A 19,887-nucleotide genomic window follows, 5' to 3' on the forward strand; every position below is an offset into this window, starting at 1 on the left:
AAGTGCTCATTCGGTGAGCACTTTGGCTGGCAGAGTTCGGAGAAACAGCACGACGACCCCCAGGAGCAGACATGTTGCGCGGAATGGCCACCACCACCTACTACGCCGACGACCTCACCGCCGCCAAGGACTGGTACTCCGAATTCCTCGGCCTGGCCCCGTATTACGAGGTGCCGGGCGGCTACTACGAGTTCCGGCTCGGCCCGGGACAGGACGAACTCGGCATCATCAACCGCGCCTACGCACCGGCCGGTGCCCGCAACGCCCCGGGCGGCGGCGGAATCGTGTACTGGCACGTCGACGATCTCGCCGCCGCCCGCACCCGCCTACTCGACCTCGGTGCCACCGAATACGAGCCGATCACCGAACACGGCGACGGCGCGGGCTTCGTGACGGCCTCGGTACTCGACCCCTTCGGCAATGTCCTCGGCATCATGTCCAACCCGCATTTCGTGGCGATGACCGCCGCGCGGGACGCGGCGAGCGCCTGAGCGTCAGAACCAGCGTTCGAGGACGGTGGCGACACCGTCCTCGGTGACGTGGCCGGTCACCTCGTCTGCCATGGCGAGTACCTCGTCGGGCGCGCCGGTCATGGCCACGGAATGCGCCGCCCAGCGCAGCATTTCGCGATCATTGAAGCCGTCGCCGATGGCAAGTGTCGCCGAGGAGTGGACACCGAGCGAGCACCGGAGACGTTCCAGCGCCCAGCCTTTCGACACACCACGACGCGAGACCGTGAGCCAGGGCCCGAATTCACCGTGCACCCACGATGTTTCGGGTACCACGAGACTTTCGAGCTGGCGCACCATCTCGATGACGTCGCCACCGGGCCACCATCCGTTGAGTCGTGGTGTCGGCTCGCTGCTGAGCACGTGGTGATCCACGAGCTGGAAATCGCCGATCGAGTACTCCCCCGGGCTGTGGCCCGTTGCCCAGACGCCGACGCCGACGCGCTCGGCGGCGAAGATCATCTCCGGGAACAGCGCCCGCAACGCGCCGACGGCGGGCGCCGGGTCGAACAGTTCCACCGCGACGGGTTCCCCACGTGCCACGTCGATCTGGACGGCACCGTTGGAGCACAGCGCGTGCCCCTCGCCGAGTCCGAGTTCGCGCAGCACGGGCCGGGTGGTGAGCACGGTTCGCCCGGTCGTCACCACGACGTGCGCCCCCGCGTCCACCGCCGCCCGCACCGCGGCGACGACTCGCGCGCTGATGGCACACCCCGTCTCCAGCAGAGTTCCATCGATATCGAGCGCGATCAGCTTCGGCGCTCCCCCGAGTGCGGCCATCACCCCATTGTGCCCGCCGTGTTCGCCGCCCACGAGGGAATTCATCGCCCTTGACACGCGGGCACCGTGCGACTGGCACCCCGAAACATCGCCGTGCCTTGGGCTCCCGCGCGATACTTCGTCTCCACAGCGATCTGTCGTCGGTCGGAGTGCTCACCAGCGAGACCGCGAAACAGGCGGACCACCGCCGATGCGCTCACGGGCGGCAGCGGCATCCTCCTCACGCGGCGAGGAACCGAAGTGTGGGGTCTCAGCGGCGAGAACCGCCGCCCCCGCCGCCCCCGCCGCCACCGTCACCGCCGGATGAACCACCGGAGTCGCTGCCGCCGGAGTCGCTGCCGCCGGAGGTTCCGCCGGACGTGGAGCCGCCCGACGTACCGCCCGAGGTGGAGCCTCCCGACGTGCCGCCTGAGGTGGAACCTCCCGACGTGCCGCCCGACGCCGAACCACCGGACGTACCACCCGACGTGGAACCACCGGAAGTGCTGCCACCCGAACCGGCCCCGCCGGAGTCGGCGCCCGAGGTTCCGCCGGTCGAGCCGCCTGCGCCCGCGCCACCGGAGGCGCCGCCCGAGTCGCCACCAGAGGCCCCACCCGAGTCGCCACCGGAGGCCCCACCCGACGTGCCACCGGAGGTACCGCCCGAGTCACCTCCGCCGGATGTCCCACCCGACGCCCCACCCGAGGTACCGCCGGAAACGCCACCCGACGTGCCACCGGTCGACGCACCCGAATCGCTCCCGCCGACTCCGCCGGACGTATCGCCGGAGGGGATACCGCCGGTGCCGACAGGGTTGTACGGGTTGTCGGAAGGCGTCGCGCCGCTGCCGAGGCCGTCGGATATACCGATATCCACCCCACCCGTAGCGGGCGGGGACACATCGGGAGCACCGGTACCGGGCGCCGGGAGGGCGGTGTCGCGGGGAATGCCGGGGACTGCGGGGTTCGTCGATCCAGCTGAAGGGATGCCGGGCACCGAGGGCACCCCGGCGATCGGACCGGGGTCGGCGACGGGCCCGGGGTCGCCCGGCACCTCGGTGGTCGGCCTGTCGAACGGCAGCGGGTTCACGAAATGGGCAGGGTCACCGTAGGACGTCCGGGCCAGGACCGGCGAACGACAGTCCCCACCGCCCGGCCGGAACCGTTCGCCCCCAGCGGAACCCGCCTGCGACGCTGCCCGGTCGGGGGCACCCGAAGCCGCGCCGACGATCATTTCGTACGCGGTGCGGGCGGCCGCACTGACGACACGCACCTTGCCGGTGACCGGGTCGATCGTGTTGACCAACCCGGTGGTCTTGGCGGCGAGCAGGTCGGCGCTCATGTCGTAGAGCAGCGCGTCGGCGGGAGCGCCGAGGACGGGGAACCGTTCGAGAACCGGCGTCAAGCCCGGATCGAACGGACTGCCGAACACTGTCATCGCCGACATCGCGAGCGCGGAAACCACGGCGGCGCTGGAGAAGACGGCCACGTGCGGAGCCGCGCCGCCGCCCTGCTGAGGCGGGGCGAAGGTGCGCGCGGCCAGGGCCGCCGCCCCTGCGGCGACGACCTGGCCGGGGTCGGCGACCGTCACCAGCGGAACGCCGAGCTCGGCGAGGGTGCGCGCCACCTCCGGCGGGCGCGACGCTCCACCGACGAGCAGGATGTGCGACAGATCGGCCAGACGCAGACCCGCGGTGGCGACGGTCTTGCTGACCAGCGGGAAGGTGTCGCGGATGTGTTCGGCGCGCAGGCTGTCGGTGTTGACCATGGACGTGAGCGTCGACGTGGCGCGGCCGGTGCGCGGTTCCCCGGCGTACCGGGCGACCATCTCCCCCAACGGCTTTCCGCCGAAATCGGTGGACCGCACGGGCGTGCCGACCATGGGGTGGTGCGGCCAGTCGGGGCCGACGCGCAGCACGGTCAGGTCCAGGCTGTTGGCGCCCAGGTCGTAGACGAGCACGAAACCCGGTGCGAGTGGGCCCTGGTCGGCCTCGAGCCACTCGGCGGCGGCCACCGGTTCGGGTGCGAGCAGCACCTGACCCGCGCCTGCCAGGTGTAATGCCTGACCGAGCAGGGCGACCTGCTTCTCGGTGTAGGTGGCCGGGTACGTGAGCACCACCCCGGCGGCCGGTTCGGCGAGTTCGATGAGCCCCGTGGCGACGGCGGCGATCAGGTTGGTGGCGGAGTAGAAGCGCCCCGCGATCACCATCGGCTCCGGTTCGCGGCTCAGGTCCGCGAAATCGGTGATGGCCGACGCGAATTCGTTGATCGCGCCGATGCGGGGGCGGCCCGCGTCGTCGAATGTGAGGGCGGTACGGCGTGTGCGTACCGTCGGCTTGGCCGGATCCTCGGCGACAACCGCCGAAATCGCATTGACCGTGCCGATGCTCAAACCCAGACCTCTGGTCATTGTATTTGCTATCCCGTCAACGCACCGTGACCACGTCCAGCACGCGAGCGCACTCATGTGGCCGCGGTCGTCTTCCAAACAGCTCGCCCAGATTAACGGCCACATGGCCGAATTGCTGTGAGATTGATACCCGACACTCCACATCAGATGCGGAAAGCGGCATATTCGCAGGTAGATCGCAATGCGGTCGACCGTCCAGTCCCCTGAACGTTCGCACGGGCACCTACAGACTCCGAGAGTCAGCTACTCAAGAGTAATCACCCGTAGTCGAGCGAAAATACATTCTTTCGGTTTGTTATCAGCGTTATGAAGCTAATTACCGACCGGTAATCAATTCATTTACCGCTGGATCGCATAGCCGTACCGGGAAAACCAAAAGATCGATTTGTATAGGCCCCGGAAATCGTGACACGTCAACGCAACGGCTGAAATCCGCCAGCACGCGCCCCGCCGCGGCGGTTGACTCGAAACACGGAGACGAACCCACATGGACTCCGAAACATCAAGGGAGAGAAGGTACTACGCATGTCCACTCGTTTCGCCGACCAGGTCGTCCTCGTCACCGGCGCCAGTTCCGGCGTCGGCAAGGCGGTGGCACTGCGGGTCGCGGCCGAGGGTGCGGCCGTCGTGCTGGGCGCACGGGGCAAGGACCAGGGCGAGCAGCTGGCCGAGCAGATCCGGGCCGAGGGCGGGCGCGCGCTGTTCGTGCCGACCGACGTCACCGTCGACGCCGACGTCGAACGGCTCACCCAGGCCGCGCTCACCGAGTACGGCAGGCTCGACGCCGCGTTCAACAACGCGGGCGCGGTGAATGCCTTCGGCCCGGTCGCCGAGATCGGCGACGACGCCTGGCGCGCCGACCTGGAGCTGAACCTCACCGGTGTGTTCTACGGCCTGCGTCATCAGGTCCCCGCGATCATCGCCTCCGGCGGCGGCGCCATCCTCAACAACGCCTCCAACCTCGGCGTGGTCGGCATGGCCTCGGTGGCGCCCTATGTGGCGGCCAAGCACGGCGTGGTCGGGCTGACCAAGTCGGTGGCGCTGGAAACGGCGGCCGCCGGTGTGCGGGTGAACGCGCTGGTCTCCGGCGCCGTCGACACCCCGGCATTCCGTGCGTCCATGGGCGCCACCCCCGAGGGCGAGGCGGCGATCGCGGCGATGCACCCGATCGGGCGCATCGCGCGGCCCGAGGAGATCGCGGCGCTGTGCGCGTTCCTGCTCAGCGCCGAGGCGTCGTTCGTCACGGGCGCGGCGGTGACCGTCGACGGTGGTTTCACCGCACAGTGAGAACCGCCCGATGAAGACGACGAAGGCCCGCTGCACCGCCCAGTGGGCGCAGCGGGCCTTCGTCTGCTTCGGTCAGCCGCGAGCGAGCAGGCGCTTGAAGCCACCCACCGCGCGCGGAGCGGCGGCCCCACCGGCCACCGCCTGCGGACGACGCGAGCGAACGAGCCTGTCGAACTCCCCGGCGTCGCGCGCGGGGTCACCCAGCACACCCCGGTTGAAGTCGTCGGCGAGCTGCTGCACGGTTTCCTGCGCGCAGGACTTGTTGGTGCCGATGAACCCGGTCGGACCGCGCTTGATCCAGCCGGTCACATACGTGCCGGGCACGACCTCGCCACCGGGCGCGTCGAGCACCCGGCCCGCCTCGTTCGGGATCACGCCGCGCGCGTCGTCGAAGGGCAGGTCCTTGGTCGGCACGCCCCGGTAACCCACCGAGGTGAGTACGACGCCTGCTTCCAGGAGCTCGGTGTCACCGGTCGGCACGGCACTGGTGCGGCCCTCGGCGTCGGTGATCAGCTCGTTGCGCTCGACCCGTACACCGGTCACCGTCTCGGCACCGAGGATCTCCACGGGCGAGGACAGGTAGCGGAACACGATGCGCTTGCGGTCACCGAACGGGCGTTGCGCCACGCTGTGCAGCAGACGCAGCTTCTGCTCCACCTTGTACGGCAGCTCCGGTGTCACCGGGGGCAGTTCGCCCTCGATCGCGATGTCGATATCGGCGGCCAGCAGACCGACGAACTCGGGCACCGTGAACGCCGATTCGGCCGGGCCGCGACGACCGAGGATGACGACCTCTTCGATCTTGCTCTCGCGCAGGGCCTTCAACGCGTAGGGCGCGATGTCTGTGTCGGCGAGAGTGGCCGGGTCGACGGTCAAGATGCGGGCCACGTCGAGAGCGACGTTGCCGTTGCCGACGATAACGACGCGCTTCTGGTTCAGATCGAACCGGTCCTCGGCATGGTCGGGGTGGCCGTTGTACCAGGCGACGAAGTCGGTGGCCGACACATTGCCCGCCAGCCCCTCACCGGGGATGTTCAGCTTGCGATCCGCCGACGCGCCGACCGCGTAGATCACCGCGTGGAAGTGCTCGAGCAGCTCGGCGTGGCTGACGTGCTTGCCGATCTCGACATCGAGGTAGGTGCCGAAATCCTCCTGCTTCGACATCACGTCGAACAGGTCGGCCACTTTGCGGGTGCGCTTGTGGTCCGGCGCGACGCCGAGCCGGGCCAGGCCGTAGGCCTGCGGCAACCGGTCGAACATGGTCACCGCGACGCGCGGCTGGGTGAGCAGCTCGTCGGCGGCGTACATCGCCGACGGACCCGACCCGACGACCGCGACCCGCAGCGGCGAGCGTTCGGTGTCGATGGCGGGCGGCATCACCGGGGCGGCCAGCGTGGGACGCGAGCGCTGCACCCGGTAGAAGTCGGCGTTGATCTCGATGAAGGGCTTCTGCTCTTCGGTGAGTTTCTTCGAGGAGGTGATCGCGTCGACCGGGCACGCGGTGGCACAGGCGCCGCAGTCCACACACGCGGCCGGGTCGACGTAGAGCATCTCCGCCGTACGGAAGTCCGGCTCATCCGGGGTCGGATGAATGCAGTTCACCGGGCATGCGTAGACGCACGAGGCGTCGCTACAGCACGACTGGGTTACAACGTAGGGCATCTGTTTATCGTCTCAGGCTGCGTGCTTCGCGGAGCGCTTGGGCTCGGAGCGGTAGCGGCTGGACGGGCCATCGATGCCGAGCAGCTTCCAGACCTTCTTGGCGATCGGGTTCATCAGACCGATCTCCTCGGCCAGGGCCCGCACGTCGATGAAGTAGTCCGCGAAGACCTGCTTGGCCTCCTTGGAGCCGTAGAACAGCTCCTTGCGGACGTCCTTGGGCATGTCGAACTGCTTGAAGAAGGTCTTGGGCGGGGTCGCGATCGCGCGGCCGAGCACGAACATGATGATCGGCATGGCGATCGACAGCACGGCCTTGTTGAACGCGGGCTGGGCCGGGACGTTCTTCTTCAGGAACTCGTGGGCGAAGGAGATGTGGCGAGCTTCCTCGGCCACGTGGATCGCCATCACGCCGCGCATGATCGGGTGGATGTCGTCACCCGAGCGCAGGATGTCCTTCTGGATGTGATCGATCGGCTCCTCACCCGCGAGCACGGCCATGAAGAAGAAGTTCGGGAACAGCGCACCGGCCGGAGCGGCCAGGTGGCGCAGCTGACGCACGAGCGGGTTCATGCCCGGCACGTCGGCGACGCGGTTCACCATCTCCTGGAACATCAGAGTGTGGTTGTGCTCTTCGATCATCTCGTGCGAGCAGTACCGGAACTCCGGGTCGTTGTTCTTCAGGTTGAAGATGTGCTGCATCATGCCGATGATCAGGATGGCCTCGAACTGCAGGCCGACCTTGGCGACATTGGCCTGGCGCACCTTGCCGATGGCGATCTTCTCGTCCAGCGGCAGCGCCTGGTACCAGGGGTGGCGGCCGATCGGGTCGGCGGAGGTGACCAGCACCCAGCGCTCGGGCTTGTAGTCCGGGTCGAACTCCGGGTTGTCCCAGTCGATGTCCTCGAACGGGTCGAAGTGGCGATTCACCGAAGCCTCGGACAGCATCAGCAACTTCTCGGCGTACGCCTGAGCCTCCGCGACTACAGGATCGACGTCATGGTTGGTGGGCGCAGACATCGTCGTCACTGCCTCTCCTCAAGGGACGTTTACTGTTTCCAATAGTTACACCTACGAGTGGTCACGTCAACTCCGCGAATACCCGGAATCCGGGTCGTACACCCCCGCACGCGGCGCCCGGAAAAGCTACTCACCAGTAAAAACGCCTCTACCTGTGACACCGTGTCATGCACAGTCCTCGAATCCGCGTGGTGAGATCGGGAAAATTCTTCGAGACGGGCGCGTCGCGGGACCGGCGGTACCGACTACCTGCGGTGATCCGCGAAAGACGCGAGGCCCCGCGACGGCTGTCGCGGGGCCTCGGTCGAGAGGATCTCAGGACTGCGGCAGATCCGGGATGCGCGTGGCGCGCGCGTAGACCGTCTCGCCCTCGGTGAGTCGCAGGGCGGCGGCGTCGCCGCGCGTCACCTGCGCGGCGAACTGGTCGCCGGTCGCCGCGTTGCGCAGCTCGAGCCGAACCTCGAAACCGAGGCGGACGATCCGTTCCACGGTGGCCCGGGTGACCCCGGCCGACTCGGCCGTGCCCTCGTGCTCGGCCAGCGCCATGCTCGGATCGCGGCCGATGCGGATGTCGTGCGGGCGCACGAGGTGACCGTTGAGCCGGGCCACCGCACCGAGGAACGACATCACGAACTCGTTGGCGGGCCGGTCGTAGACGTCCTCGGGCGAACCGACCTGTTCGATACGGCCCTTGTTCATCACCGCGATCCGGTCGGCGACGTCGAGGGCCTCCTCCTGGTCGTGGGTGACCAGCACGGTGGTCACGTGGACCTCCTCGTGCAGGCGCCGCAGCCACTGACGCAGATCGGTGCGCACCTTGGCGTCCAGGGCACCGAACGGCTCGTCGAGCAGCAGCACCTGCGGGTCAACGGCCAGCGCGCGAGCCAGCGCCATGCGCTGACGCTGACCACCCGAGAGCTGCGCCGGGTACCGGTGCTGGAAACCGTCGAGACCGACGATGCCGAGCAGTTCGTCGACCCGCTTGTCGATCTCCTTCTTGGGCCGCTTGCGGATCGTCAGCCCGAAGGCCACGTTGTCGCGCACGGTCATGTGCTTGAACGCGGCGTAGTGCTGGAACACGAAGCCGATGTCGCGCTTCTGCGGCGGCACGTGGGTCACGTCGTTGCCCGCGATGACCACGACGCCGGAATCCAGGTTCTCCAGGCCCGCGATCGAGCGCAGCAGGGTGGACTTGCCCGAACCGGAGGGGCCGAGCAGGGCGGTCAGCTCGCCGGAGGGGATGTCGATGCTGACGTCGTCGAGAGCGGCGAAGGAACCGTAGTTCTTGCGCGCGTTGGTCACGGTGATCATTCGGTGCCCCGCTTGCGTTCGAGAAGAGTCATCAGGAGGAGTACGACCAGGGCCATGCCCATCAGCAGGGTGGCCGCGCTGTAGGCGCCGAAGGTGTTGTGGTCGTTGATGTAGCGGCCGTGAACCAGCAGGGTCAGCGTCTGGGACTCGCCGGGCAGCGCGGTGGAAACCATGATGACCGCACCGAACTCGCCCAACGCGCGGGCGACGGTGAGCACGACGCCGTAGGTCAGGCCCCAGCGGATGGCGGGCAGCGTGATGCGCCAGAACGTCTGCCAGCGCGAGGCCCCGAGCGTGGCGGCCGCCTGTTCTTGATCGTCGCCGATCTCGTGCAGCACCGGTTCCACCTCGCGCACCACGAACGGCAGCGTCACGAAGATGGTGGCGATGACCATGCCCGGCAGACTGAAGATGACCTTGAAGCCGAGCGTCTCCAGTCCACCGAACCAACCACCGGCACCCCAGAGCAGGATCAGCGACACACCGACGACCACCGGCGACACCGCGAACGGCAGGTCGACGATGCCCTGCACCAGGCTGCGCCCGGGGAACTTGCTACGCACCAGGGCCAGCGCGGTGATCACCCCGAACACCACGTTCAACGGGACGACGATGGCGACGATGATCATCGACAGCTGGAACGCCGACTGCGCGGCGGGCGTGGTGATCGACTCGAGGAACGCGCCGATCCCCCGCTCGAACGTGCGCCACAGGATGATGACCAGCGGCAACACCAGCAGTACGGCCAGGTAGCCGAGCGCGACGGTACGCAGCGAGAGCCGGGTGAACGCGGACAGTCTCATCGGGCCGCCTCTTCCTTGCGCGAGGACCGTTCGGCCAGAATCCGCAGCACGAGCAGGCTGACGAACGAGATCACCAGCAGCGCCACCGACACCGCGGCCGCGTTCACCGGCCGGTCGACCTCGATCTGCTGCTGGATGTACTGCGAGGTCATCTGGGTCTCGCGCGGGATGTTGCCGCCGATCAGCACCACCGACCCGTACTCGCCGATGGCCCGGGCGAAGGCGAGGCCGCCGCCGGAGATGATCGCGGGGGTGAGGGTGGGCAGCACGATCCGGCGGAAGGTGATCCAGTTGTTGGCGCCGAGCGACAGGGCCGCCTGCTCGACCTCCTTGTCGACCTCGATGAGCACCGGCTGCACCGACCGCACCACGAACGGCAGCGTCACGAAGGCCAGCGCCACGACGAGTCCGGGCTGTGAGGCGTTGAGGTGGATGTCGATCGGGCTGTTCGGGCCGTAGAGCGACAGCAACACGATGGAGGCCACGATCGTCGGCAACGCGAACGGCAGGTCGATCAGCGCGTTCACGATCCCCTTGCCGGGGAATTCGTCGCGCACCAGTACCCACGCGATCAGGGTGCCCATCAGCACGTTGATCACCGCGACGATCACCGAGACGCCGATGGTCACCTTCAGCGAGTCGAGCGCGGCGGGCGCGGTGACCGCGTCCCAGAATCCGCCCCAGCCGTCCTCGAACGAGCTGACGGTGAGGGCCGCGAGCGGCAGCAGCACGATGACGCTGAGCCACAGCACAGCGACACCGATGCCGAACGGGCCGACCGAGCCGGTGACGCGCAGCCACGACAGGCGGCTGCCCGTGGAGCTTTTCTCAGATTTCGCGGCACCGCCGGGACCGGGGGTGTCCCCGGTCCCGGCGTGCCCACTGCTGTCAGTCACAGTTGTCCAGTATCGCGTGTGCGCTGGGTCACGGCCTACTTGGTCGCCTGGTCGTAGATGACCGCGACCTTGCCGGTGCCCTGGGCGAACAGTTCCTTGTCGACCGTCTTCCAGCCGCCGAGGTCGTCGATGGTCCACAGCTTGGTCGGCTGCGGGAAGTCGGCGGCGAACTCGGCGGCGACCTTCGGGTCGACCGGGCGGAAACCGGCCTGCGCCCAGGCCTTCTGACCGGCCGGGGTGAACAGGAAGTCGCGGAAGGCCAGCGCCTTGGCCTGGTTCTTGGCGTTCTTGAGCACCGCGACCGGGTTTTCGATCTTGAAGGTGACCGGCGGGTTGATGTGCTCGATCGGGTCGCCGTTGCGCTCGGAGAAGATGGCCTCGTTCTCGTAGCTCAGCAGCACGTCACCGGTGCCCTGCAGGAAGGTCTCGGTGGCTTCGCGGCCCGACTTGGGCTGCACCTTGACGTGCTCGGGCGAGATCAGCTGGGTCAGGTAGTCCAGGCCCGCCTGCGGGTTCTTGCCGCCGTCGCTCTTGGCCGCGTACGGCGCGAGCAGGTTCCACTTGGCCGAACCGGAGCTGAACGGATTCGGGGTGACGACCTCGACGCCCGGCTTCACCAGGTCGTCCCAGTCCTTGATGCCCTTGGGGTTGCCCTTGCGCACCACCAGGGTCACCACCGAACCGAACGGGATGCCCTTGCTCGCGTCGGCGTTCCAGTTCGACTCGACCAGGCCCGCGTCGACGAGGCGGGTGATGTCGGGTTCGACCGAGAAGTTCACGATGTCGGCCTCGGCGCCGTCCTTGACCTTGCGGGACTGGTCGCCCGAGGCGCCGTAGGAGGCCTGGACCTGGACGCCCTTGCCCGCTTCGGTCTTGTTGAACTCGGGAACGACCTTGTCGAAGCCCGGCTTGGGGACAGCGTAGGCGTAGAGGTTGATCGTGCCCGCGCTGCCGTCGGCGGCCGAGTCGCCGCCGGTGGAGTCGCTGGCCCCGCCGCCGCAGGCCGACAGGGTGATGGCGGCCACAGCGGTGAGGGCGACAACGGCGACGCGACGGCGCGAGCCGAATCGGATGATGCGAGACATCGGGGTGAACCTTTCGGAAAGGACCTGCCTGCCAACGGTGTTCGTCGGGGCGGGTTGACGCATGTCGAGAATTGGCGCGACTCGGGCCAGTGGCCCCTGGAGTGACGAACGACACCTGCGAAAGGAAAGCGCGCGCCAGTCTACTGGGGAGAAACGCGCAGGAGTGTCCGGTGGCCGATCAACGACAGAGAATGTCGGCGACAGCGAGGTTGCCGACAGCGATCAACGCCAGTTCATGGCGGATCTGCGGGGCGACACTCGATGACACAGGCGAACTGTAGCAGATTTGTGCATGATGGTTCGAATCGACGAGAGTTCAACAACGAGGGGGGATTTCAGCCATGACCATGGCTCCTGACCGGGTACGGACGCGTTTTCCGGAGATCAGCACCCGCACCTGGGAACACCCGGCCGATCGCACCGCCCTGGTGACGCTGCGGTCGCTGAGCGGCTTCGACACCGTGCTGCGCGCGCTGTCGGGCCTGCTGCGGGAACGTCAGCACCGGTTGCTCTACCTGGCCACCGCGGTGCGGGTCGACGAACGCCAGTTCCGCACCCTGCACCAGTTGCGCGCCGACTGTGTCGGGGTACTCGACGCGCAGGTCACGCCGGAGATGTTCGTGCTGCAGGACCCGTCGGTGAACGCCTTGACCATCGGGATGGACAAGCCGTTCATCGTGGTCACCACCGGTCTGCTCGAGCTGATGGACACCGAGGAGCTGCGGTTCGTCATCGGGCACGAGCTCGGGCACGCGCTGTCCGGGCACGCGGTCTACCGCACGATGCTGATGCATCTGATGCGGTTGTCGGCCTCGGTGGGCTGGATGCCGGTGGGCGGTTGGGCGTTGCGGGCGATCGTGGCCGCCCTGATGGAGTGGAGCCGCAAGTCCGAGCTGTCGGGTGACCGCGCCGGTCTGCTGTGTTGCCAGGACGTGGACGCCTCGGTGCGCGTGCACATGAAGACCGCGGGCGGCGCCTGGCTGAAGGAGATGAACCACGGCGCGTTCCTCGACCAAGCCGACGACTACCTGCGCTCGGGCGACCTGCGCGACGGGGTGCTCAAACTGCTCAACCTGGAATTGCAGTCGCATCCGTTCTCGGTGCTGCGCGCCGCCGAACTGCGCCGCTGGATCCAGTCCGGCGAGTACGACCGGGTGCTCTCGGGCACCTATCCACGCCGCGACCAGGACCGCAACGCACGCATCAGCGACGAGGTGAAGGAGGCCGCTCGCCACTACCGCGAGTCGTTCGACCAGTCCGAGGACATGCTGGTGCGCACCGTGCGCGATCTGGGCCGCGATGTGGGTTCGGCGGTGAACACCGTCGGCCAGGAAGTCGGCCGCACCGTTGCCGACCTGGGCAAACGTTTCGACGACTGGCGCAAGAACTGATCGCAACGACCGGTGTGCGGTTCCCGCACGCCGGTCACCTGGTGAAGAACCAGGCGATGACGACCAGGACGAGCAGGGCGACGAGGGCGAGCTGAACGCGCGAACGTGGCATCAGCGGGCACCACTGCCGACGGTCGGGCGCACCGGCGCGGGAGCCGGAGCGGGCGCGAGCTCGGGGCGGTCGTCGCGGCCGAGCGCGCGGAAGATCGCGCGCAGGGTGCGATCGAGGCCATAGGCGATGGCGAAGCTGATCGGAACCATGCCGACCAGGACGACGAGGAACTGGGGAATGAACGGCAGCCCGGCCACCCACAGTTCGAAGCCGTCCCACCATCCTGCGATCCGTTGCACGACGACCACACTAGTAGGTCGTCGTGAACACCCGTCACGACCGGGCGGTTCGACCGCCGCGGTGGACGCGGGCGCGCATCGCACAGATCATGGGGTATGCCCTCTTCTCCCGAAGACAGCCTGCCGATTCTGACGCCGGTGCTCTCGAGTGGTCGACGAGGCGCCTTCCCACCGATCGACGACTACGCCTTCCTGTCCGACTGCGAGACCAACTGCCTGATCGCCAGCAGCGGGTCGGTGGAGTGGATGTGCGTGCCACGGCCGGACTCACCGAGTGTGTTCGGCGCGGTCCTCGATCGTGCCGCCGGGCACTTCCGGATCGGCCCGTACGGCGTGCACGTGCCCGCCGCGCGGCGCTATCTGCCGGGCGGAATGATCCTGGAAACCACCTGGCAGACCGAGACCGGCTGGATGATCGTGCGTGACGCGCTGGTCCTCGGCCCCTGGCACAACACCACCTCCCGTTCGCGCAGCTTCCGCCGCACCCCGATGGACTGGGACGCCGAGCACATCCTGCTGCGGACGGTGAAGTGTGTGAGCGGCACGGTGGAGTTGGAGATGAGCTGCGAGCCGTCGTTCGACTACCACCGTGACGGTGCGCGCTGGGAGTACTCCGGCAAGGTCTACGAGCGGGCCACCGCGTCGTGCACCGCCGACGACGACTGCCCGAGCCTGACCCTCACCACCGACCTCCGGCTCGGATTGGAGGGGCGTGAGGCGCGGGCGCGCACCAGGATGAGCGAAGGCGACAACAGGTTCGTCGCGCTCACCTGGTCGGAGCTGCCCGCGCCCACCTCCTTCGAGGAGGCGGCCGACAAGATGTGGACCACGGCCGAATGCTGGCGACGCTGGATCACCCTCGGCGACTTCCCCGATCACCCGTGGCGCAACTACCTGCAACGCAGCGCGCTCACGCTCAAGGGCCTGACCTACGCCCCCACCGGCGCCCTGCTCGCCGCACCGACCACGTCACTACCGGAAACCCCTGGCGGTGAACGCAATTGGGACTACCGCTACACGTGGGTTCGCGACTCCAGCTTCGCCCTGTGGGGCCTGTACACCCTCGGCCTCGACCACGAGGCCGACGATTTCTTCAACTTCCTCAACGACGTGACCACCGGCGACAACGGCGACGCCGTCCCCCTGCAGGTGCTCTACGGAATCGGCGGCGAGCGCCGGATCACCGAGCACACGCTGCCCGACCTGTCCGGCTACGACTACTCCCAGCCGGTGCGCATCGGCAACGCCGCCTACGACCAGGACCAGCACGACATCTGGGGCACCATGCTCGACGCGGTGTACCTGCACATGAAGTCGCGCCAGCAGGTACCGGACTCGTTGTGGCCCATGCTCGAACGCACCGTGAACGCGGCGATCAACCACTGGCGCGAACCCGATCGCGGCATCTGGGAGGTGCGCGGCGAACCGCAGCACTTCACCGCCTCCAAGGTGATGTGCTGGGTGGCGCTCGACCGGGGTGCCCGGCTGGCGGAGCTGCACGGCAAGCGCGCCCAGGCGACCAGGTGGTTCGAGATCGCCGAGGAGATCCGCGACGACGTGCTGGCCAACGGTGTCGACGCCGAGGGTGTGTTCACCCAGACCTACGGCGGCACCACCCTCGACGCCTCCCTGCTGCTGATCGTGCTCACCCGGTTCCTGCCCGCCGACGACCCCCGCGTGCGGGCGACCGTGCTGGCCATCGCCGACCGGCTCACCGTGTCCGGGCTGGTCCTGCGCTACGACACCGAAACCACCGACGACGGATTGTCCGGCGAGGAGGGCACCTTCACCATCTGCTCGTTCTGGCTGGTGTCGGCGCTGGTGGAGATCGGTGAGCTGGAACGGGCCACCCATCTGTGCGAACGGCTGCTCGGCCTGGCGAGTCCGCTGCGGCTCTACGCCGAGGAGATCGATCCGAGGACGGGCAGGCACCTGGGCAACTATCCGCAGGCATTCACCCACCTCGCGCTCATCAACGCGGTGACCCACGTGATCCGAGCCGAGGACTCACGCCAGGCCGGTCAGTTCCAGCCCGCGCACTCCCCGGCCCACCACCAGACGAGTCAGTAGGCGAGTTTCTCGGCGCGGGCGCGCAGCGCGGCGACCGTGCGCAGCCCGGCGTCGATCTCGGTGAGGCGCAGTTCGCGGTGGTCGCCGTAGCGCAGGCCGGTCTCCTCGGCGGCGCGCAAGGCCTCTTCGGCGGTGCGCGACACCTCGGCGGCGATCTCGGTGTAGTGATCGCGCAGTACCCGCTGCAGGGTGCGCAGCCGGTTGCGGGATTCCTTGCCCACCTGGAAGATCACGTCGTCGGCGAGCCGGGCCACGGCCACCTTGGCCTCGGCCTGCCTACGCTGCTTGCGATTTCGGCGATCGTCCCACAGCGCGTTCACGCCGAGCAGCACACCCGCGCCCGCCGAATACCAGTTCACCAGTGACATACCGAGCAGACTTGTGGCCAGGCCGACCATCAGGATGCCACCGTAGGAGCCGCGCAGGGCGGAGAGGAACTGCTGTCCCACACCGGCTTTGGCGCTTTCCAGCGGCTCGAGCGGCTGCACCGGCTCGAGCACCTCGCCCGGGTTGGTCAGCCGCAGTTCCGGCAGCGGCGGGGTGCGGTTGTCGGGCGGGAACTTCGCGGCCACCTGTTCGGACAGCTCGACGGCACGGTAGTGCGCCATCACGAAGTTCTCCTCGACCGCCTCGCAGATCCGCGCGTCGAGTTCGGTGGCGAAATCGGCCCACTTGCGGGCCGGGTCGATCCGGGCGATCTCGGCCTCGGCCTCACGGACCAGGCTGCGCAGGCGGTGCCGCAGGTCGTGTTCGATATCGGCGCCGAGCTCGGAACTGCCGTCGACCAGGGTGACCTGCCAGGTGGCGGTGCGCTGACGCAGCTGATCGGCCTCGGCGCGGGCGGCGGCCAGCCGCTGGGTGATCTCGGCACGCCTGCGGGGGTCGCGCAGGGTGTCGGCCTCGGCCCGCAGGGTGACGGTGAGCTGGTCGGTGACCAGCGCGATGTCACGCACCGCCGCCGTCACCGCGACCGAATCGGCGCGGGCGACAACGAATTCGCGCAGATGATCGATGAGCTGGGGCACCCCGGACTCGATGTCGCGCTGCTGGTCACGGGTTTCGCCCGCCTGACGGTGCAGCACCGCCGACACGGGAGCGACGGCGAAGTTCAGGCCCGCCTCGTCGAGCAGCGCCCGGTTGCGGCGCTGGGTGAGCGACCAGTGCGGATTGCGGTCGATCTTGGTGAGCACACATACCACCGAGGGACAGACCCGTTCGACGCGGCGCAGGTAGTCCAGTTGGGCCGGGGTGAGTTCGGCGGCCGAGTCGGTGGCGTAGAGCACCACGTCGGCGGCGGCGATCATCGACCAGGCCACCTTGTCGTGGGTGGCGGCGCCCGGCGCGTCCATCACCACGAGGCCGTCGGCGAGCAGGGCACTCGGCTCGGCGAACTCCGCGCGCACGACACCGAGCGAGATCAGCGCCGGACCCGGATCGAGCGGGTCGACCGGCACGCGTTCGAGCCGACCGCGCGGGTCCGACTTCACCAGCGTCGCGGTCGGTGCCCGGCCGTATTCGACGATCACCGGCACGCTGGGCTTGCCGTCGGTGGCGCTGACCGGAGTACCGACCATGCTGTTGACCAGGGTGCTCATCCCGGCACCCGGTTCGCCGACGACGACCATGCGCACGCGGGGATCGGTGAGTCTGGCCCGCACCATGCCGAGGCGGGCATCGAGGTCGTCGCGCCCGCCGGAGCGGACCAGGTCCCGCAGTTCGTCGACGAGCGAGACCACCGGTGCCATCGCGTCCGGATGCTTCACCGTCGCGGTCTGCAGTCCGGTCGCGGCAGACAACCTTTTCCTCACTCTCGTTGCATGGGCCCGGTCCTCGTGCTGGGACTAGACGAAGTCGTACCCAGCGTGCGTGGTGGGAAACGCCGAGGACAGATCGGCGGCACCGACGCCCGGTTCGAAAAGACCGGCCGAGGCGCCATAGTAGCCGCCGTCGTGCTGATCGAACTCGGCGGCGATCGGCTTGGTCTCGATGACCGGCGGTTTCACGGGAACGACGGTCGGCGCCACCGTCGGCGGCGGGGTGACCACCGCAGGCGGGTCGATGTCGACGGTCGGCTGCTTGGTCGGCGCGGTCGGCTGCTGAGTGGGTGCGGTCGGCTGCGTGGGCGCGGTCGGATCGGCGGTGTCGATCGGCACGTCGACGCTCGGGGTGCTCGGCGTGGTCGGCCTGGTGACGCCCGTGTCGGGGTCGGCGGTGACATCGTCGGGGTAGGTAGGTGTCACCGGAACGGTCACACCGGTGGTCGGCGCGGTGACCGTCGGGACGGTGACGTCGGGCCGCGTGGTGGGGACGGTCACGGTCGGCACCTCGGGCAGCTTCACCGTGGAGGGGGTGCTGAGATCGACGGTTGTCGGCGGCGCGGGCGGGGTGATCGTCGGCGGCGTGGTCGGCGTGCTGTCGGAAAGGTCGGGGACCACAACGGGTTTGGTCACCGGGGTCGGAGCGAGCAGCCCGGGCACGGCCGCGGCGGGCGCGGTGAGCGGGGACGCACCGGGCGGACCGCCGAGCACATTCGCGATGGGGGTGGTCGCCGCGTCGGGCTGGATGGTGGTCTGCAGTGGTGTGCTGACCACCGGGCTCGGGGCGATCGGCGCGGCGACGACGGGGACCGGAGCCGGTACCGGGGCGATCGGCGCCGGAGCGGGCGCCGCCACGATCGGGGTTGGCACGGGTGCGGGCGCCGGGGCGACCACCGCCGGAGCCACCGGCGCCGGGGCCGGAGCCACGGGAGCGGGGGCCACCGGCGCCGTCGCGGCCGGAACGCCGGGGGCCGGTGCGGAACCACCAGGGACCACCGGCGCGGGCTGGCCGGGCGTACCCGAGGCTTGACCGGGCGCGGAAGGAGCCACCGGACCGCCGCTCGCGGCCGGGCCCGTCGTGGAACCGGGCAGCTCGGCTCCGCCGGTCGGGCCGGGGACGGATGCCGAGCCGGGCACTGCTGGCCCACCGGCCGCCGAGGGATCGGAACCGACGCCGGATTCCGGCAGCGCGGCGGCACCGGGCACCCCGCTGCCCGTACCGCTGTCGAGTGGGGCGGGCTCGCCGGGGATCCGAATCCCTTCCCCGAGCCACTGGCTGTAGTCGTCGAGCGCGTCGCCGACATTGCCGACCTGGACGTCGACCTTCATCTGCGAGGTGAACCACACACCGTCGAGCCCGGCGTGCATGTCGACCTGCCAGTCGGAGGTCACCATGGCGCCGAAGCCGTCGAACAGGTTGCCGAGGTCACCGATGCCGTCGAAGGCGCCGCCGGGGTCGGCGACCTGGCCGGGTCCGTTCGAGCCGGGCAGTCCACCGAGACCGGGCAGGCCGTGGTCGTACCCGGGGATCCCACCGCCGAAGCCGGGGGCACCGCCGTCGTAGCCGGGGATACCGGCGCCGGGCAGGCCGTCGTAGCCGGGAATGCCGATCCCGCCGCCGGGGACGCCGTCGTAGCCGGGGATACCGCCGGGCAACCCGTCGTAGCCAGGGATCCCGATGCCGGGGATGCCGTCGAGTTCGGGGAATCCGGCGCCGGGCTGCCCGGCGCTCGGCTTGTCGGTGCCGGGGATGCCGAAGCCACCGTCGCCGTAGCCCGGTTTGGGACCTCCGTAGGAGGGGATGCCGATGCCGCTCGACGCATCGTCGTCGTCGGTGCCGGGAATGCGCATGTCGTGATCGCCGCCGGTCCCCGGAATCTCAGGGCGCCAACCGCCTTCGCGCGGCTGCGAGGTCAGCGTGACGTCGCCGTCCATCGGAGGCTGCGTGCCGAACGGGCTGTAGGGCAACGGGTTCGGCGCCGGTTCGGCGGGCAGATCAGGGAAGGTGAGGACCGGGCTCGGGGCGTCGGGTTCCGGATCGGTCGGCACCTGCGACGACCACCCCGCGTAGCGGCTGTCGGCGTTGCTGCTGCCGTGTTCCTGGCTCGTCCCGTTGGCCGCGACCAGCGCGCCACCGGTGACGTAGGCACCGGCCCGTGCCACGCGGGCCACACCGTTGGCCACCAGATAGGCCGTGTCGGTGCCGTCGGCGCGCGCGTCACCGTCGTCGAAAGGCAGTTCCCGCGTCATTCTTGCTCCACACTCGCATCGCTGACTCTCCCCACCCACATACGAGGCGAAGTGAAGATCATCCAACACTAATTGCCCGACTCCGTACTGTCATTTTCACCAGGACAGCCGGTCCCACTCTATGGCGAGCAACGGCTTTCGGCGAGCCGTCGGAACCAGGGGGACCCAGATCCCAAGAGAACTCTAACGATCGCTCAACGAAGCGTGAAGATCGCCTGCCTAGCGTCGGTTTCGCCGACCGACACGGGTCGGCGACCCACTTCCAGGAG

Annotated in this window: 16 protein-coding genes; 4 read left to right on the forward strand and 12 right to left on the reverse strand. The window is 68.8% G+C overall.

Annotated elements, in window-relative coordinates; all coding sequences use genetic code 11:
• Positions 1–71 precede the first annotated feature (71 nt).
• Positions 72–491 (forward strand): VOC family protein, encoded by a 420-nt coding sequence (locus NC7_RS16860; protein ID WP_067984172.1) that lies wholly within the window; start codon positions 72–74, stop codon positions 489–491.
• Between the two features lie 3 nt (positions 492–494).
• On the opposite strand, the gene NC7_RS16865 is transcribed toward NC7_RS16860, so the two are convergent.
• Positions 495–1,289, reverse strand: a complete 795-nt coding sequence (locus NC7_RS16865) for an HAD family hydrolase (RefSeq protein ID WP_067984286.1) — start codon at positions 1,287–1,289, stop codon at positions 495–497.
• 250 nt (positions 1,290–1,539) lie between these two features.
• Entirely contained in the window at positions 1,540–3,678 is a 2,139-nt protein-coding gene (locus NC7_RS16870) for an Hsp70 family protein (protein WP_067984174.1), read from the reverse strand.
• A 525-nt stretch (positions 3,679–4,203) separates the two neighbouring features.
• Between NC7_RS16870 and NC7_RS16875 the strand changes: the two genes are divergently transcribed.
• On the forward strand, positions 4,204–4,965 hold the full coding sequence (locus NC7_RS16875) for a glucose 1-dehydrogenase (RefSeq protein WP_067984176.1): 762 nt from the start codon (positions 4,204–4,206) through the stop codon (positions 4,963–4,965).
• A 72-nt stretch (positions 4,966–5,037) separates the two neighbouring features.
• On the opposite strand, the gene NC7_RS16880 is transcribed toward NC7_RS16875, so the two are convergent.
• The 7 genes from NC7_RS16880 to NC7_RS30540 all read right to left on the reverse strand — a co-directional run bounded on the left by NC7_RS16880 (position 5,038) and on the right by NC7_RS30540 (position 12,007).
• Positions 5,038–6,627, reverse strand: a complete 1,590-nt coding sequence (locus tag NC7_RS16880; RefSeq protein WP_084458547.1) for an FAD-dependent oxidoreductase — start codon at positions 6,625–6,627, stop codon at positions 5,038–5,040.
• Positions 6,628–6,639: 12 nt separating this feature from the next.
• On the reverse strand, positions 6,640–7,653 hold the full coding sequence (locus NC7_RS16885; RefSeq protein ID WP_373861256.1) for an AurF N-oxygenase family protein: 1,014 nt from the start codon (positions 7,651–7,653) through the stop codon (positions 6,640–6,642).
• Between the two features lie 306 nt (positions 7,654–7,959).
• Positions 7,960–8,955, reverse strand: a complete 996-nt coding sequence (locus tag NC7_RS16890; RefSeq protein WP_067984182.1) for a sulfate/molybdate ABC transporter ATP-binding protein — start codon at positions 8,953–8,955, stop codon at positions 7,960–7,962.
• Positions 8,952–9,758 (reverse strand): sulfate ABC transporter permease subunit CysW, encoded by an 807-nt coding sequence (gene cysW / locus NC7_RS16895; protein ID WP_067984184.1) that lies wholly within the window; start codon positions 9,756–9,758, stop codon positions 8,952–8,954. Before cysW ends, NC7_RS16890 begins: the two co-directional genes overlap by 4 nt.
• Positions 9,755–10,564, reverse strand: a complete 810-nt coding sequence (cysT, locus tag NC7_RS16900; RefSeq protein WP_067984288.1) for a sulfate ABC transporter permease subunit CysT — start codon at positions 10,562–10,564, stop codon at positions 9,755–9,757. Before cysT ends, cysW begins: the two co-directional genes overlap by 4 nt.
• Before the next feature lie 125 nt (positions 10,565–10,689).
• Positions 10,690–11,739, reverse strand: coding sequence for a sulfate ABC transporter substrate-binding protein (locus tag NC7_RS16905; protein WP_067984186.1), 1,050 nt, complete (start codon positions 11,737–11,739; stop codon positions 10,690–10,692).
• A 178-nt stretch (positions 11,740–11,917) separates the two neighbouring features.
• Positions 11,918–12,007 (reverse strand): Ms4533A family Cys-rich leader peptide, encoded by a 90-nt coding sequence (locus NC7_RS30540; protein WP_019045829.1) that lies wholly within the window; start codon positions 12,005–12,007, stop codon positions 11,918–11,920.
• A gap of 73 nt (positions 12,008–12,080) precedes the next feature.
• Between NC7_RS30540 and NC7_RS16910 the strand changes: the two genes are divergently transcribed.
• Complete coding sequence (locus NC7_RS16910; RefSeq protein WP_067984188.1) at positions 12,081–13,130, forward strand: M48 family metallopeptidase; 1,050 nt, start codon at positions 12,081–12,083, stop codon at positions 13,128–13,130.
• Positions 13,131–13,241: 111 nt separating this feature from the next.
• On the opposite strand, the gene NC7_RS16915 is transcribed toward NC7_RS16910, so the two are convergent.
• A complete protein-coding gene (locus NC7_RS16915; protein WP_067984290.1) occupies positions 13,242–13,481 on the reverse strand; it encodes a hypothetical protein in 240 nt (79 codons plus the stop codon).
• A 96-nt stretch (positions 13,482–13,577) separates the two neighbouring features.
• Between NC7_RS16915 and NC7_RS16920 the strand changes: the two genes are divergently transcribed.
• Entirely contained in the window at positions 13,578–15,551 is a 1,974-nt protein-coding gene (locus tag NC7_RS16920; RefSeq protein ID WP_067984190.1) for a glycoside hydrolase family 15 protein, read from the forward strand.
• Here NC7_RS16920 and NC7_RS16925 read toward each other — a convergent pair.
• Together NC7_RS16925 and NC7_RS16930 are read right to left on the reverse strand one after the other, a co-directional pair.
• Positions 15,545–17,347 (reverse strand): P-loop NTPase family protein, encoded by a 1,803-nt coding sequence (locus NC7_RS16925; protein ID WP_067984192.1) that lies wholly within the window; start codon positions 17,345–17,347, stop codon positions 15,545–15,547. The genes NC7_RS16920 and NC7_RS16925 overlap by 7 nt on opposite strands.
• Before the next feature lie 45 nt (positions 17,348–17,392).
• Complete coding sequence (locus NC7_RS16930) at positions 17,393–19,618, reverse strand: hypothetical protein (RefSeq protein ID WP_067984195.1); 2,226 nt, start codon at positions 19,616–19,618, stop codon at positions 17,393–17,395.
• Positions 19,619–19,887 lie beyond the last annotated feature (269 nt).

This window comes from Nocardia caishijiensis NBRC 108228, from assembly GCF_001612825.1.
GTDB classification, from domain to species: domain Bacteria; phylum Actinomycetota; class Actinomycetes; order Mycobacteriales; family Mycobacteriaceae; genus Nocardia; species Nocardia caishijiensis.